Origin of the sequence: Kocuria sp. 2SI (assembly GCF_005502825.1) — a bacterium.
Lineage (GTDB): Bacteria > Actinomycetota > Actinomycetes > Actinomycetales > Micrococcaceae > Kocuria > Kocuria palustris.
In genome coordinates this window covers 97,989-113,588 of record NZ_SCNB01000003.1, presented here as the reverse complement: position 1 = coordinate 113,588, position 15,600 = coordinate 97,989, and the positions used below count along the sequence as shown (strand labels likewise).

General features: G+C 71.8%; 14 protein-coding genes. 5 read left to right on the top strand and 9 right to left on the bottom strand.

The window, feature by feature from the left end; translation table 11 throughout:
• Window positions 1-39: 39 nt before the first annotated feature.
• Window positions 40-441 (bottom strand): hypothetical protein, encoded by a 402-nt coding sequence (locus FFS25_RS02770; RefSeq protein WP_006213830.1) that lies wholly within the window; start codon window positions 439-441, stop codon window positions 40-42.
• 490 nt (window positions 442-931) lie between these two features.
• Here FFS25_RS02770 and FFS25_RS02765 point away from each other — a divergent pair, with 490 nt between their 5' ends.
• Window positions 932-2,662, top strand: a complete 1,731-nt coding sequence (locus FFS25_RS02765) for a DEAD/DEAH box helicase (RefSeq protein ID WP_058870755.1) — start codon at window positions 932-934, stop codon at window positions 2,660-2,662.
• 172 nt (window positions 2,663-2,834) lie between these two features.
• Here the strand turns inward: FFS25_RS02765 and FFS25_RS13670 are convergent, their stop codons facing one another.
• The 3 genes from FFS25_RS13670 to FFS25_RS02750 form a co-directional block, all read right to left on the bottom strand.
• Window positions 2,835-4,307, bottom strand: a complete 1,473-nt coding sequence (locus FFS25_RS13670) for an HAD family hydrolase (protein ID WP_249933741.1) — start codon at window positions 4,305-4,307, stop codon at window positions 2,835-2,837.
• Between the two features lie 10 nt (window positions 4,308-4,317).
• The gene (locus tag FFS25_RS02755) at window positions 4,318-5,190 is read right to left on the bottom strand and encodes a VanW family protein (protein WP_137801836.1); all 873 of its coding nucleotides are present in this window, start codon (window positions 5,188-5,190) and stop codon (window positions 4,318-4,320) included.
• A gap of 91 nt (window positions 5,191-5,281) precedes the next feature.
• Entirely contained in the window at window positions 5,282-6,334 is a 1,053-nt protein-coding gene (locus tag FFS25_RS02750; RefSeq protein ID WP_137801835.1) for a cation diffusion facilitator family transporter, read from the bottom strand.
• 146 nt (window positions 6,335-6,480) lie between these two features.
• Here FFS25_RS02750 and FFS25_RS02745 point away from each other — a divergent pair, with 146 nt between their 5' ends.
• Together FFS25_RS02745 and FFS25_RS02740 are read left to right on the top strand one after the other, a co-directional pair.
• On the top strand, window positions 6,481-7,035 hold the full coding sequence (locus tag FFS25_RS02745) for a hypothetical protein (protein WP_137801834.1): 555 nt from the start codon (window positions 6,481-6,483) through the stop codon (window positions 7,033-7,035).
• A 40-nt stretch (window positions 7,036-7,075) separates the two neighbouring features.
• On the top strand, window positions 7,076-7,726 hold the full coding sequence (locus tag FFS25_RS02740; protein WP_137801833.1) for a CDP-alcohol phosphatidyltransferase family protein: 651 nt from the start codon (window positions 7,076-7,078) through the stop codon (window positions 7,724-7,726).
• Here the strand turns inward: FFS25_RS02740 and FFS25_RS02735 are convergent.
• Together FFS25_RS02735 and FFS25_RS02730 are read right to left on the bottom strand one after the other, a co-directional pair.
• On the bottom strand, window positions 7,710-8,327 hold the full coding sequence (locus FFS25_RS02735; protein WP_137801832.1) for a GNAT family N-acetyltransferase: 618 nt from the start codon (window positions 8,325-8,327) through the stop codon (window positions 7,710-7,712). The genes FFS25_RS02740 and FFS25_RS02735 overlap by 17 nt on opposite strands.
• A 92-nt stretch (window positions 8,328-8,419) precedes the next feature.
• Window positions 8,420-8,887 carry a hotdog fold domain-containing protein gene (locus FFS25_RS02730; RefSeq protein ID WP_171004074.1) on the bottom strand — a complete coding sequence of 156 codons (468 nt, stop codon included), beginning with the start codon at window positions 8,885-8,887 and terminating at the stop codon, window positions 8,420-8,422.
• Between the two features lie 181 nt (window positions 8,888-9,068).
• Between FFS25_RS02730 and clpB the strand changes: the two genes are divergently transcribed.
• Entirely contained in the window at window positions 9,069-11,669 is a 2,601-nt protein-coding gene (clpB, locus tag FFS25_RS02725; RefSeq protein WP_137801830.1) for an ATP-dependent chaperone ClpB, read from the top strand.
• Window positions 11,670-11,871: 202 nt separating this feature from the next.
• A complete protein-coding gene (locus FFS25_RS02720) occupies window positions 11,872-12,087 on the top strand; it encodes a DUF3073 domain-containing protein (protein ID WP_137801829.1) in 216 nt (71 codons plus the stop codon).
• A gap of 210 nt (window positions 12,088-12,297) precedes the next feature.
• Here the strand turns inward: FFS25_RS02720 and purM are convergent, their stop codons facing one another.
• From purM to FFS25_RS02705, 3 genes are read right to left on the bottom strand one after another with little or no spacing between them, the layout of a single operon-like run.
• Complete coding sequence (gene purM, locus FFS25_RS02715; protein WP_137801828.1) at window positions 12,298-13,461, bottom strand: phosphoribosylformylglycinamidine cyclo-ligase; 1,164 nt, start codon at window positions 13,459-13,461, stop codon at window positions 12,298-12,300.
• A gap of 59 nt (window positions 13,462-13,520) precedes the next feature.
• Window positions 13,521-15,200, bottom strand: a complete 1,680-nt coding sequence (gene purF / locus FFS25_RS02710) for an amidophosphoribosyltransferase (protein ID WP_006213816.1) — start codon at window positions 15,198-15,200, stop codon at window positions 13,521-13,523.
• Between the two features lie 4 nt (window positions 15,201-15,204).
• Entirely contained in the window at window positions 15,205-15,573 is a 369-nt protein-coding gene (locus FFS25_RS02705) for a hypothetical protein (RefSeq protein WP_137801827.1), read from the bottom strand.
• Window positions 15,574-15,600 lie beyond the last annotated feature (27 nt).

The following is a 15,600-nucleotide window of genomic DNA, read 5'->3' as shown; positions in this document are numbered from 1 at the left end:
TGTCAGCGGCTGCGCCCGGGCGGAAGCGGAGCGCTCAGCTCACTTCTTGCCCTGAGCGATCAGGCTGGCGCCGATCGCGGCGAGCCAGACGTCCTTGGACAGCGGCGTGCCCTCCTGGGAGGGGCGGATGCCGTCCGCCTGGGTGAGCTCGTCGTTGCGGAAGTACATGCTCAGCATGCCGGCGGAGAACGCGAGCAGAGCGGCGCCGGCCAGGCGCTTGTTCACGAACGGGGTGACCAGCGCTGCGCCGATGCCGACCTCGGACAGCCACAGGAACTGCCCGAAGGTCTTGTCGTCCCACTCGCCGAACTGCGGGATGCCGCTGGCGGCCATGCCCTTGAGGTGGCCGTAGGCCTCCGCGGGGAGGTCCTTCTTCCCCAGCCCGGACTGGATGAGGTAGGCGCCGGAGACGCCGCGGAGGATGGCATTGGAGAGGCGCATTCGTGCTCCTTCAGGTCGGGGGTGTCGGCTCCCGCGTGCCGCGGGGAGCCGATGGGTGATCCGTCACGATGTTAGCAGGGCCTCCCGGGGTGGGCCGGTGCGCGTCGGGGCGCCGGCCCCGCTGAGCGAGGGCCGGGCTCGTGCTGCGCCTCACGGCGGTCAGGGGCCTATTCATGTAGGGTCGATGAGTTGCACATGGCACTGCCCGCCGCGCACCGGACCCGACGGCCGTTCATCGGCCAGGGACGTGAGATCTGAAGCGAGATGGGCAGGCAGCGCGTCGAACACCCCGCGGGCACGCGGACGGCGCAGGACGCAGACGGACCCTCGAGGGCAGACCTCGGGTCTACGCCTGCTGCGGACCGGGAGCTCGGAAGCCCCGGACGTCACTGCGCGAGTCCGGTACGTCGCCTCCATGCGGATCGTGAGATCGGCGCACCCCGGCCGGCCGATACCGGCGCCGGGACATCCGATCGAAAGTGCTCTTCCCTTGACGTCCTTCATCGACCTCGGCGTGCCCGAGGCACTGGCTCGCGTCCTCTCCCAGCACGGGATCGACCAGCCCTTCCCCATCCAGACCAAGACCCTCCCGGACTCGCTGTCCGGGCGCGATGTACTCGGCCGAGGCCGCACCGGCTCCGGCAAGACCATCGCCTTCGCCCTTCCCCTGGTGACCCGCCTGGCAGGCCTGGCCCAGGGAACCAGCCGCGCGCCGCGCAGGGCCAACCGGCCCACCGGCCTGGTGCTGGCCCCCACTCGCGAGCTCGCCACCCAGATCGATCGGGCGATCGCTCCACTGGCCGAGGAGGCCGGGCTGTCGACCACCGTGATCTTCGGCGGCGTCTCGCAGGTCCACCAGGAGCGCGCGCTCTCCCGCGGCGCCGATATCGTCGTGGCCTGCCCGGGCCGCCTCGAGGACCTGCTCAAGCAGGGGGTCCTGACCCTCGACGACATCCGCGTGACCGTGATCGACGAGGCCGATCACATGGCCGACATGGGCTTCCTGCCCGTGGTCACCCGCATCCTCAAGCAGACCCCGGACGACGGCCAGCGCCTGCTGTTCTCGGCCACGCTCGACGGCGGCGTGGACGTGCTGGTCAAGAAGTTCCTGCACGACCCCGTCACCCACTCGGTGGATGCGCCCAAGGCCGCGGTCTCGACCATGGAGCACCACGTGCTCGTGGTCGATGCCGATGAGAAGCAGGCGCTGATCGAGACCCTGGCCTCCGGCACGGGTCGGCGCGTGATGTTCACGCGCACCAAGCACCGCGCCAAGAAGCTGGGCAAGAAGCTCTCGCAGAAGGGCATCCCGGCCGTCGATCTGCAGGGCAACCTCTCGCAGAACGCGCGCGACCGGAACCTGGCGAGCTTCTCCCAGGGCGATGTCCGCGTGCTCGTGGCCACCGACGTGGCCGCCCGCGGTGTGCACGTGGATGACGTCGAGCTGGTCGTGCACATCGATCCGCCGGCCGAGCACAAGTCCTACCTGCACCGCTCCGGTCGCACGGCCCGCGCCGGCGCCCAGGGCCAGGTCATCACGATCGCCACGCGCGAGGAGCGTCGCGACGTCGAGAAGCTCTTGAAGCAGGCCGGCGTGACCGCCGAGTTCTCCGAGGTCTCGATCGGCTCGCCGGTCGTCGCCGATCTCGTGGGCGAGCGCGCAGAGCGCGTGGCTCCGGCCCAGCAGCAGCCCTCCGGCGGCCGGGGTGCGCGGCGCTCCGGCGGCCGCGGCGGCGAGGGTCGTCCCGCCCAGCGCCAGGGCGGTCGTCAGGGTTCGGGCCGCGGCGGACGCGGCGGGGACGACGCCCGCGGCGAGTCCCGCGCCGAGGGCGGCCGCTCGCGCGGCGGCCGCGGCGCACAGCCCGAGGCCCAGCGCGGCCAGCGGGGCGGGCGCTCCGAGGGCCGCGCCGGTGAGCGCGGCCAGTCCCGCTCGGGCGGTCGCGGTGGACGCGGCGGCGAGCAGGGCCAGGGCCAGGCCCAGGGCCGGCGCGACGGAGGCCGCGGAGGCCGTCCGGGCCAGGGCGGCGGCCGCTCCGGCGGCGGTCGGGCCGCCGGTTCGGGCCGCGGACGCAGCGGCGGCGCTCGCAGCACCGCTGCTCGCACGGACGCCCCGGCAAGCGCTGTGGCGCTGCACGGCACCGCGGACGCGGTGGCCGATCGCGCCACGCAGGCAGCGGCTCGTCGTCGTGACCGCCGCGCCGGCGGCTCGCTGCGCGGCTGAGTCCCTCGCCGTGAGGCGCCGGGCAGGCTCGGCCGATGCGGCCGAGCCTGCGCGGTCCCGCCTCCCGACTCCGGGCCCCGTCCTCCCAGGACGACCGGACCCGGATAGGCCGAAAGCCCGGGATCTCCGTGAGGAGGTCCCGGGCTTCTTCTGTGCCCGCAGGCTCGGGGGATCAGCCGCGGTTCAGGCGCAGCACCTGGCTGGCGGGGCGTCGGGTGGCCCGCTCGAGCTCGGCGCGGGAGCGATCGGCGGCATCTGCCCGAGCGGAGGCCTCGGACGGATCCCCCTGCAGATCTGCCGTCATGTCACAGCGGGGCAGTTCGGGCACCAGCGGGCCGATCGAGCGAAGCAGCTCGAGGGTCACGTCCTCGTGCCGGGCCACGGGCACGAAGCCCGGCTCGGTGGGGACCTCTCGCTCACCGGGGACGATCACCACCGGCATGCCGGCGGCAGTGGCCGACTGGGCGCCGGCGATCGAGTCCTCCACGGCGATGCAGTCCTCGGGGGCCGTCATGAGCCGCTCGGCGGCCGTCAGATAGGGCTCCGGGTGCGGCTTGGCGTGCTCCACGTCCTCGCGCGAGACCGCCGCGCGGATCGCGTGCGGGGCTGCGGCCGCGGTGCCCGCGATGACCGCGGCCAGCGCATTGGTCACGATCGCTGCGGGGATCGCGGCCTCGGCGAGCTCGTCGAGCAGCTGCGGGCGTGCGGGCAGGAAGGGGACGTGCTCGGCGGTCGCCGCCGCCACCTCGGCGCCGATGCGGTCGGTGACCTCCTGCAGCTCTCCTTGCGCTCCGCGATCGAGCATCAGCTGCGCCGACTCCTGGACGGTGCGGCCCAGGGTGGCCATGTCGTCCTCCTCGGTCCACTCCTGGCCGAACGAGCGGGCCACGGTGCGCTTGGCGATGGCCCACTCGGGCTCCGTGTCCACCAGGGTGCCGTCGTGATCGAGCAGGACGGCCTTGGGCCACGAGCGGTGCTGGGGATCCAGCCACTCGAGCAGGGCCAGGGAGAGCTGGCGGTGATCGGTCAGATGGACGGTTCCCCGCTGTGGGTCCACGGGCAGGGCCCCGGGGACGACGACCACGGTCATGCCCGCGGCCTGGGCGGCCTCCACACCGGAGGGGGAGTCCTCGATCGCGATGCACTGCGCCGGGTCCACCCGCAGGCGGCGAGCGGCCTCCAGGTAGCCCTCCGGGGACGGCTTGGCGGCGATGCCCTGGGCGAGCTCGCGGTCGCCGATGATGACGTCGAACATGTTCTCGGGCCCCTTGGTGGCCGTGTGCTCGGCGATCTCGGTGGTGGCGTTCGTGACGATCCCGGCCGGGATGCCGGCAGCGGCCACCTCCTCGAGCAGCGCCTCGACACCCGGGATGAGCTCCGGGTCCTGCTCGCGCAGCAGCTCGCGGGACAGCAGCACCAGGCGCTCGCCCATGGCCCGGTCCTCGAGCTCCACGCCGCGCTCGCGCAGCCGCTGCAGCGTCAGCCCGATCGACCGGCCCATGACGTCGTCGGTGTCCTGGGCGGTCCACGTGCCGCCGTGCTCAGCGGCCAGCCGCCGCTTGGCCAGGTCCCAGAGGGGCTCGGTGTCCATCAAGGTGCCGTCGTGGTCGAACAGGACGGCCTGGGGGAAGGTGCGAGAGGACATGCGCACCAGCCTATCGGCGCTGGGCGGACTCGGATTCCGACAGCGGGCGGATGGGCTCGGTGATCCGGTCGCGGTCGTAGACCACCAGGGCGTCGTTCTCGAGCAGGGTCTCGCTCGCCACGATGTTGCCCGTGCGCTTGTCCCTGGTGCTCCGGCTGACGATGTTGTGCCGGCGCACCTGCAGCTTCCCGGTCTGCGGGTCCAGCGCCTCGTAGAACCACCCGTCCTCCTCGCGGACATGGAACTTCTGGTCCAGGGGAGCATCGGCGCGCAGCTCGCCGCGCAGGTGCTCGTCATCCGTGCGGACCCGGAACTGGAAGGTGATGCCGGTGTCGTTGCGCAGGCGGTAGTCCAGGAAGTTCCACACGATGGAGGTGCCGGTGCCGAACGGTATCTGCCGCTTGAAGTCGGGGAAGAGATCCAGGCCGGAGTGGTGGTGGTGCTCCACGATGCTCAGCGGCGAATGCAGCGCCATCCAGTGCAGGAGGTTGGTGAACTGGCACAGCCCGCCTCCCACACCGGTCTCCGCGTGGTCGTCGAAGATCACCACCCCGGGCTGGAAGCCGCGTCGGGCGCTGGGCTCTCCCACCAGCCGCCAGAAGGAGAAGGTCTCCCCGGGGCGGATCAGGATCCCGTCCACGTGCGGTGCGGCCAGACCGAGCGAGACGGCCTTGCCCTCCTGCAGCTCGGGCTGCGCATTGCCCAGGCGGCGGCGGATCAGCGAGTTGTGGGTGTAGACCTTGACCGGCAGCGACTCCTGCGACGCCTGCCGCGCGAAGCTGCTGCGCCGGAGGCCGTCGGCGATCCTGCGCTGCATCCGGCGGCGGGCGAGGGCGATCTGATAGGTCGTCGGCGAGAGCTCGGAGAAGAGACGGCGTGCCATGATCTGCCTCCTTCGGCCTCGGGGGCACGCCATCCAGGGTAGCCCTCCGGTTTGCAGAAGGGAACAGGTGACGCCGAGGGGCGGCGCAGCCTCAGTCGTGGGCGGGGCCCAGAGCCTCGTGGCGGCGGTGCGATGCGGGCTCGAGCTGGAAGGTGGTGTGCTCCACGGCCACGGGGAAGTGCTCCACCGCGCACAGCTGCAGCGCGTCCAGGACGGCGGGCAGGGAGCCGTCGTGGAAGCAGTCGTCGTCCACCACCACGTGCGCGGTGAGCACGGGCACCCCGGTGGCCACCACGGAGGCGTGCAGATCGTGGATCGCCGCCACATGCGGGACGGTCTCCAGGTGCTCGCGGACCTCGGTCACATCCAGACCGCGGGGGGCGGATTCGAGCAGCACGGAGCCGGACTCGCGCAGCAGCATGAGCGCCCGGGGCAGGATCAGCAGCGAGATCAGCAGGCCGGCCAGGGCATCGGCGCCGGTCCAGCCGGTGAAGTGGATGACGGCGGCCGCCGCGATCACGGCGACGGAGCCCAGGGCGTCGTTGAGCACCTCCAGGAAGGCCGCGCGCATGTTCATCGAATCCCCGCGCCCGCCCGCCAGCACCAGCAGCGAGGCGATATTGGCAGCCAGGCCCACGGCGCCGATCACGGCGAGCAGCACCACATCCGTGTCCGCGGCCGGCGGGGGATCCAGCAGCCGCCGGACGCCCTCGACGATCGCGTAGAGGCCGACCACGAGCAGGACGGCGGCCTGCATGCCCGCGGCCAGGATCTCGGTGCGCAGCCATCCCCACGTCCGGTGCGACGAGCTCGGCCTGGCCGCCAGCGAGGCGGCGAGCAGGGCCAGCAGCAGACCGCCGGCGTCGACGAGCATGTGGGCGGCATCCACGAGCAGGGCCAGGGAGCCGGTGATCACCGCCCCGATGACCTCGGCGATCAGGATGCTCGACGTGATGGCGAAGGCGATGGCCAGGCGGCGACGGCCCGCACCCGCTGCATGGTCGTGGGAGTGCCCGCCTCCGTGCGCATGGCCGTGGCTGTGGCCGGAGGCCTCTGCGGCGGCGCCGTCGGGGGCGGCATGGGCGCTGCGGGTCTGCGCGCAGGCATGGTCGTGAGGGTGGGGGATCGCGGGGCGATCAGCCATGGCGCACCTCCTGCAGCACGGGTCCTCGTCGACGCCGACCCTTTCGGAGATTATCACGCGGCCAGCAGCTCCTCCGCCGTCGGGTGCGCTGCCCGACCCCGGGGGCGGTGGGCGGGAGCGTCGGAGAGCGCTTCTAGGATGGAGCCATGAGCGCCCCGCTGGATGACCCCCGACGCCGCGGAGCCGTCGCCCGGACGGTGCCCCTGCTGGCTCCGGTGATGCCGCTGCTGCTGGCCGCCTGGCTCGCGCTGTCCTCCGTGCCCGTCGGCGGGCCCGGGCAGCGCTGGCCGATCTGGCTCGGGGCCCTGGGCGCCCCGTTGGCGCTCCTGCTGTGGATCGCCGCGGGCATGGTGCTCGCCGATGCCCGCCGCTACGTCCAGCGCCGAGCCCGGCCCCTGACCTGCTGGCTCATGATCGTCGCCTGGGCCCTGGCCGTGGTGCTGGGGGCGCTGCTGCCGGACCTGGTCCACGGCGAGCCCGCCTCGATCTTCCTGGCGGTCTTCCCCGGCGCCACCGCCGGGCTGAGCTCGGGCTTCGCCAACACCGTGGGCGTGCTGATGTTCGCGGCGGCCGCCGCGAGCCTGCTGGCCGCGGCCCTCGACGTCCGCCGCACCCGCCTGCTGAGCCGCGGCGTGCCCCTCATCCCTGAGCCCGAGGACGAGGACCGCCTGCGCGAGCAGTGGCTCGACTCCTTCCGGTGACCGCGCCTGCACCCCTCCCGCCGAACAACGGATCCGCACCATGAACAAGGCCCTGACCGCTCTGCGCGACGGACTCCTGCCGCCGTCCCTGCGAGGCGATGAGCCCGCGGGACAGGGGCGTGCCGCGCAGTCGTCGTCGCACGCGGACAGCGGCGTGGTCACGGTCCCCAATGCCTTCACCGCGCTGCGCTTCCTGCTGATCATCCCGGCGGTCATCGCGATCCTGCAGATCCAGGAGCGGCCCTGGATGCCGCTGGTGCTGGTGGCGATCTTCTCGCTGACCGACTGGGTCGACGGCTTCCTGGCGCGACTGCTGGACCAGTTCAGCGAGTTCGGCGCCAAGCTGGATCCGCTCGCCGACCGGATCGGCCTGGGGCTGGTGATCATCGCGCTGACGGTCGAGGGCATGCTGCCGCTGTGGGCGATCCTGGTGATCGCCGCGGTCGATGTGGCGCTTCTGGTCATGCTGGTCCGGCTGCGCCTGAGCGAGGGCATGGCGGTCACCTGGGCGGGCAAGCTGCGCACGGCCCTGACCATGCTGGGCGTGGTCGCGGTGCTGGCAGGGCCGGCCTTCGACTGGTCCTGGCTCACCGCCCTGGGCTCGGTGTGCGTGCAGGTCGGCGCCGTGCTGCACGTGCTCAACGGGATCGGCTACGCACGCACCGCCCTGCGGATCAGCCGCGGCGCATGACCGCCTGCTCCACCCCGGCGGAGTCGGTGATCAGCTCCACGAGCTCGAAGCCGCTGCGCTCGTAGAGCCGACGGCTGCCCGGGGTGGTCGACTCGAGGCCCACGGGCAGGCCCTCGGCGCGGGTCAGGCCGTGCTCCAGCAGGGTCGAGCCCACGCGACGGCCCTGCGCGGCCGGAGCCACCGTGAGGTAGGACAGGCGCCAGTGCGGCTCCTGGGGGTGCAGGCGGTCGTAGGTGCGGCTGTCCTGCTGCTGCTTCTGCGGGTCCGTCCCCAGGATCTCGCCGGCGCGGCGCTCGGCCTCCCGGGCCGCTGGGTCCTCGTGGGCCTTCGACTCGGGGCGGTCCCAGATGGCCGCACCCAGGATCTGGGGACCCTGAACGCCGTGCAGCTCCGCGACGTCCACCGCGGCATGGGGCAGCCATACCTGCTCGAGCAGCAGGCGGTAGCGGGCCTCGAGCCGCTTGGTGAGGTCCTCGCCCGGCGCCGCATGGGCGCGGGCCCACGGATCGTCGGTGAAGGCCAGTGCCATCACTCCGGCGATCGTCTCGAGGTCCTCGGCGCCTGCCGGGCGGACGCGGAGCGCGGTCTCGGAGGTGGTCATCGCGGAGCCTTTCGGGTCGGGACTGCGCCGCTGCGGAGCGCGTCGGGGCAGCGGGGCCACACTATCCAGTCCGGCGGCGGCCCTGCGGGCATTCAGCGCCTGGCCTCCGAGAGCCACAGGGGGATGACGCCGCGCACCACCTCGGTGCCGTCGCGCAGGTGGGCCGTCACGCGCACGGGCACCTCGCAGGGGAGGGACTGCTCCCAGTCCGCCGGGTCGGTCTCGGCCAGGCATCGGACGTCGCCGGGGACCTTGGCCACGTAGTCGAGCCGGATGCCCTTGGGGATCCAGCGCGTGCCCTCCGGCAGCGAGGCCTCGGCCAGCAGGCCCATGGCCGCCTCGAGGCCGTTGCCGACGGCCAGGGCGTGGACGGTGCCGATGTGGTTCTGCACTGCCCGCCGCTTGCGGATCTGCACCACGGCGCGGTGCGGGGCCATCTCGAGGACCTGCGGGCGCACGGAGGCGAAGTAGGGGGCCTTGAGCATGTATGCCAGGGAGAACGCCCGCTTCCCCAGGGGGCGGGCGGCGAACTGCTGGTACATCCGGTAGGTGGAGGTCATGCCCCGATGGTAGAGAAGATAGCGGGGAGAGGTGTCGAGCATCACTCCGGCGACGCAAACCCGTGCCCATGGTCTATGGCGCAATAAACTTGAGTGGAGTAGACTCAAGACAAGACAAGACAAGAGGCGTCGAGGTCCGCAGGAGTGCAGCGGGCGGCAGCGCCGGAACAAGGAGGAACCTGTGGACACTCAGCTGACCACTCGCTCGCAGGAGGCCGTCTCGGCTGCGGCCGCTGCGGCCTCGACCGGAGGCCACCCGCAGATCGAGCCTCTGCACCTGCTGGACGCGCTGCTCCAGCAGCGCGACGGCGTCGCCGTCGCCATCCTGGAGGCCGCAGGCACGGACGTCGCCGCACTGGCCGCGGCGGTCACCGCCAAGCTCGGCGCGCTGCCTTCGGTCTCTGGCGACACTGCCAACCAGGCCCAGTTCAACCGCGCCGCCCTGCAGGCGGTCAAGGCGGCCGAGGCCTTCGCCCGCGAGCTCGGGGACGAGTACGTCTCGACCGAGCACCTGCTCTACGGCATCGCCGAGGGCGAGGGCGCTGCGGCCGAGCTGCTGGCCTCGGCCGGCGCCTCGCCCGCGGTCATCCGGGAGACGATCCCCAAGGTGCGCGGTGACCGTCGCGTGACCTCGCCGGATCCCGAGCAGACCTTCCAGGCGCTCGAGAAGTACGGCACCGACCTGACCGCGATCGCCCGCGAGGGCAAGCTCGATCCGGTGATCGGGCGCGACGGCGAGATCCGCCGCGTCATCCAGGTGCTGTCGCGGCGCACCAAGAACAACCCCGTGCTGATCGGCGAGCCCGGCGTGGGCAAGACCTCGGTCGTCGAGGGTCTGGCTCAGCGCATGGTGGCCGGGGACGTCCCCGAGTCGCTGCGCGGCAAGACCCTGATCGCCCTTGACATCGGTGCCATGATCGCCGGCGCCAAGTACCGCGGCGAGTTCGAAGAGCGCTTCAAGGCCGTCCTGGATGAGATCAAGGCCTCCGAGGGGCAGATCGTCACCTTCATCGATGAGATCCACACCATCGTGGGCGCCGGCGGCGGCTCCGAGGGCGCCATGGATGCGGGCAACATGCTCAAGCCCATGCTCGCCCGCGGCGAGCTGCGCCTGATCGGTGCCACCACGCTGGACGAGTACCGCGAGAACATCGAGAAGGACGCCGCGCTGGAGCGCCGCTTCCAGCAGGTCTTCGTGGGGGAGCCGTCGGTGGAGGACACCGTCGCGATCCTGCGCGGGCTCAAGGAGCGCTACGAGGCGCATCACAAGGTCCAGATCGCCGACAGCGCCCTGGTGGCGGCTGCGAGCCTGTCCAACCGGTACATCCCGCAGCGCCAGCTTCCGGACAAGGCCATCGACCTGATCGATGAGGCTGCCTCCCGGCTGCGCATGGAGATCGACTCCGCTCCGGAGGAGATCGACCAGCTGCGCCGCCAGGTGGACCGCCTGACCATGGAGGAGCTGGCCCTGGAAGGGGAGACCGACCCCGCTTCGGTCGAGCGGCTGGCCGCACTGCGCAAGGACAAGGCGGACAAGCAGGCCGAGCTGGATGTCCTGAACTCCCGGTGGGAGCAGGAGAAGGCCGGGCTGAACCGCGTGGGCGATCTCAAGGCGCAGATCGATGAGCTGCGCTCGCAGGCCGAGCGCGCCCAGCGCGGCGGCGATCTGGGGGAGGCCTCGCGCCTGCTCTACGGCGAGATCCCGGCTCTGCAGAAAGAGCTGGAGCGCGCACAGGAGCAGGAGGACGCCGCTGCCGATCGCGAGCTCATGGTCTCGGAGGAGGTCACCGCCGATGACATCGCCGAGGTGGTCTCCGCCTGGACGGGCATCCCCGCCGGGAAGATGCTGCAGGGCGAGGCGGAGAAGCTGCTCGAGATGGAGTCCATCCTGGGTCGGCGCCTGATCGGCCAGAAGAAGGCCGTGAAGGCGGTCGCCGACGCCGTGCGGCGCTCGCGCGCCGGCGTCTCCGACCCCGACCGCCCGATCGGCTCCTTCCTGTTCCTCGGCCCCACGGGCGTGGGCAAGACCGAGCTGGCCAAGGCGCTGGCCGAGTTCCAGTTCGACGACGAGCGCGCCCTGGTGCGCATCGACATGTCGGAGTACTCGGAGAAGCACTCCGTCGCCCGTCTCGTCGGGGCCCCTCCGGGATACGTGGGCTACGAGGAGGGCGGTCAGCTCACCGAGTCGGTGCGGCGCCGGCCCTATTCGGTCGTGCTGCTCGACGAGGTCGAGAAGGCCCACCCCGAGGTCTTCGACATCCTCCTGCAGGTGCTCGACGACGGCCGCCTGACCGACGGACAGGGCCGGACCGTGGACTTCCGCAACACGATCCTGATCCTGACCTCGAACCTGGGCAGCCAGTTCCTGGTGGATCCCGAGCTCGACGAGACCGCCAAGCGGGAGGCCGTGATGAGCGTGGTCAATGCCTCGTTCAAGCCGGAGTTCCTGAACCGGCTCGACGAGACGATCATGTTCGATCCGCTGAGCACCGAGGACCTCTCGCGCATCGTCGAGATCCAGGTGCGCGAGCTGGCGCGTCGCCTCGAGCCGCGCCGCTTGCGCCTGGAGGTGACCCCGGCGGCCAGCGAGTGGCTGGGGCTGGCCGGGTTCGACCCGGCATTCGGTGCCCGGCCGCTGCGCCGCCTGGTGCAGCAGCAGATCGGCGATCGGCTGGCCCGCGGTCTGCTCGCCGGCGACATCGTCGACGGCGACACCGTCCGCGTGGATGTCGATCCGGGCATAGACAGCGACGGACTGGTCGTCACCGCCGAGCGCGACTGATCGTCAGACGCCGCAGCCGCCCGGCGGTCGCCCCTTCCTCCCGCGGAGGGGCGACTGCCAGGTCTCTGCCAGGTGGGGTCGGGTCGATCCAGGAGCGTTCGAACGTGTACCCTGGGGCCACGATTCATACGCACATCACCGGGGCAGCACTGTGTGTCGACTGGCTGCCGACCGGAACCGAGAGACAGAGGGGGTCACGCTCATGGGGCGCGGCCGTCAAAAGGCGAAGGCAACGCGACAGGCTCGGGAGATGAAGTACTTCACCCCCGACACCGACCTCACCGCACTGCAGCGCGAGCTGCGGCAGTCGGGGCCGACCGAGAGTCGGCACCCGGCGTTCGAGGACGACCAGCACAGCGCGGTCGACTCGCACTCCGAGGATCAGGACAGCTACGAGTACGACGATCGTCGCCGCTGAGCCTCCCCTCTCCCGAAGGGGTCAGCCGGTGCGACCGGCACTCGAAGAGCCCCCCCCACCGAACGGTGGGGGGGCTCTTCGCATCCCTGCTGATCACGGGGCCAGGAGACTGCGGGCCGTGAGGGGCCCGGCGCAACCGCGGGGAGTCGCAAGTGCAGGGCTTCAGCACGCGAAGGCCTGCACGAGCGACTCCTCGCGGGGCTCGATCGCTCAGCCGGCGTAGTCGCCGACCAGGTGCACTGCGCCGCCGTCGACGCCCTTGGCTCCCTGCACCCAGTCCGGTCCTCCGCCCAGGCCGTCGGCCGGCAGGTCCTCGACCTGGCCCATGATCCAGGCGTCCATGCCGCGGGAGTGCAGGCGGGCCAGGGCGGAGTCGGCCGCGGACGGATCGACGACCGCGATCATGCCCACGCCCAGGTTCAGCGTGCGCTCCAGATCGGGCTGCGGGACGCTGCCCAGGGTGCCGATCAGCTGGAAGACCGGCGGAACCGACCAGGTCCCGCGATCGACCACGGCCACGGTGCCCTGCGGCAGCACGCGGGCCAGGTTGGCGGCCAGTCCTCCGCCGGTCACGTGGGTGAACCCGCGCACACCCGAGCCGGTCGTGCCGTCAGGGCCGTTGACGGGGAAGGAACGGGCCAGATCCAGGACGTCGGCCGCGTAGACGCGGGTGGGCTCGAGCAGCTCCTCGCCCAGGGTGCGCCCGAACTCCTCGACCTCGCGCTCGAGCGACCAGCCGGCCACGTCCAGGACGCGGCGGACCAGGGAGTAGCCGTTCGAGTGGATGCCCGAGGAGCCCATGGCGATCAGGACGTCGCCCGAGCGCACGCGGTGCGGTCCGAGCAGCTCGTCGGCCTCGACCACGCCGGTCGTGGCGCCGGCGACGTCGTACTCGTCCGGGCGCAGCAGGCCCGGGTGCTCGGCGGTCTCGCCGCCCACCAGGGCGGCACCGGCCGCGGAGCAGGCGGCGGCGATGCCGCGCACGATATCGGCGATGCGCTCCGGCACCACCTTGCCCGTGGCGATGTAGTCGGTCATGAACAGCGGCTCGGCGCCGACCACCACGATGTCGTCGACGACCATGCCCACCAGGTCCCAGCCGATGGTGTCGTGGATGTCCAGGGCCTGGGCGATCGCGACCTTGGTGCCCACGCCGTCGGTCGACGAGGCCAGGTACGGCTTGCGGTAGCCGGTCAGCGCCGAGGCGTCCCACAGCCCGGCGAAGCCGCCGAACCCGCCGACGACCTGGGGCGAGTGGGTGTCCTTGACGGCGGCGCGCATCAGCTCGACCGCGCGGTCACCGGCCTCGACGTCGACGCCGGCCGAGGAGTAGGTGATGCTCTGGGCCGCGTCTGTGCTCTTCTGATCGGTCACGATGCTCCTGGGGTGGCGTGGTGGTCGTGAGGTGTGCGATGCGGGGCCGACGGCCGCGCTCAGCGCTGGGACGAGCTGTGCTCGTGGGAGGTGCGGGTGTCCTGCTCCAGGACCAGGTCCTCGAGCTCGGAGTCGGGTCCTGGATCGCACGAGCCGACCTCGGAGGAGGGCTCGGCGTCGTCGGCCAGCCGGATGCGCTCGCCCGAGGCCTCGACGGTCTTCTCCTCGCTCGCGGCGGCTGCGGACTCAGTCCGGCCGTGGGGCGCCGAGGGGGCGCGACGAGCCTCCACGACGGACTTGCCGAGAGCATCGGCTGCGGGCAGCTCGGTGGGATAGCGCCCGGAGAAGCACGCCGTGCACAGCTCGGAGGGCTCCTGCCGGGTGGCCTCGATCATGCCGTCCTCGGAGATGTAGCCCAGGGAGTCGGCGCCCAGGGAGGCGCGGATGTCATCGACGGCCAGCCCGTTGGCGATCAGCTCCGCGCGATTGGCGAAGTCGATGCCGTAGAAGCAGGGCCACTTGATGGGCGGCGAGGAGATGCGCACGTGGATCTCGGCCGCGCCGGCCTCGCGCAGCATGCGCACCAGCGCGCGCTGGGTGTTGCCGCGCACGATGGAGTCGTCGACCACGATCAGCCGCTTGCCCGCGACCACGGACTTCAGCGGGTTGAGCTTGAGGCGGATGCCGAGCTGGCGGATCGTGTCCGAGGGCTGGATGAACGTGCGGCCGACGTACGAGTTCTTGACCAGGCCGTTGCCGAACGGGATCCCGGAGGCCTCGGCGTAGCCGATCGCCGCTGGCGTCCCGGACTCGGGGGTGGGCATGACCAGATCGGCCTCGACGGGGTGCTCGCGGGCCAGGGCTCGGCCCATGTCCACGCGGGACTCGTAGACCGAGCGGCCGTGGATCGCGGTGTCCGGGCGGGCCAGGTACACGTACTCGAAGACGCAGGCGGCCCGGCGGGCCTCGGCGAAGCGGTGCGAGCGCAGGCCGTCCTCGTCGATCGCGATGAACTCGCCGGGCTCGACCTCCCGCACGAACGAGGCGCCCACGATGTCCAGGGCGGAGGTCTCCGAGGCCACGACCCAGCCGCGCTCCAGGCGGCCCAGCACCAGCGGGCGGATGCCCTGCGGGTCGCGCGCGGCGTAGAGGGTGTGCTCGTCCATGAAGCTCAGGCAGAAGGAGCCCACGAGCTGCGGCAGCAGCGCCAGCGCGGCCTCCTCGAGGGAGTCGTGCGGGTGCTCGGCCAGCAGCGAGGTCACCAGGGCGGTGTCCGTGGTGTTGCCCCGGGCCATCTCGCCTCGCGAGGGGAAGCCCGACTTGTCGATGAGCTTGTCGTAGAGCTCCGCGGAGTTCGTGAGGTTGCCGTTGTGGGCCAGGGCGACCGTGCCGTGGGGCGTGGCGCCCAGGGTGGGCTGGGCGTTGGTCCAGGTCGAGCCGCCGGTGGTCGAGTAGCGGCAGTGCCCGACGGCCATGTGCCCGATCAGGGTGTTCAGCGTCGTCTCGTCGAAGACCTGGGAGACGAGCCCCATGTCCTTGTAGACGCTGATGCGCTCGCCGTTGGAGGTCGCGATCCCCGCGGACTCCTGGCCGCGGTGCTGGATCGCGTACAGGCCGAAGTACGTCAGCTTGGCGACGTCCTCGCCGGGGGCCCAGACGCCGAAGACCCCGCATTCGTCCTGCGGAGCCCTGTCGTCGTCGAAGGTCTCGTGGGTCAGTCGTCCATCAGGTCGCAGCACGGGTTCAGTCTCCCACGTCGGCGGATCGGTCGTTCGGGGCGGCGGTGGGGGACTCCAGGCGAGCCTGCACCTCCCGGGCTCGTCGCACCGAGATGCGGTCGGCGACCACGTAGGCCACCGCTCCCAGGGCCATGCCGAGGAGTGCGAAGATCACCGCCATGTAGCCGATGACCTGGGTGGTCGTGAACTCCACGTTGCCCGATCCCAGCACGCCGATGACGATGCCCGCGATCAGGCCGATCGCTGCGCCGGTGCCCAGGAACACGGAGACCCTGGGCGCCCGGCGGAGGCTGAGGGTCGTGAGCTGCTCCTGGTCCTCGACGGGAGCCGTGGAGCCGCGGAGCGGGGTGGTCGGGGAGTCTTCGGAGGGCATGGGTCTCAGGATAACGGCCGCGGAGGC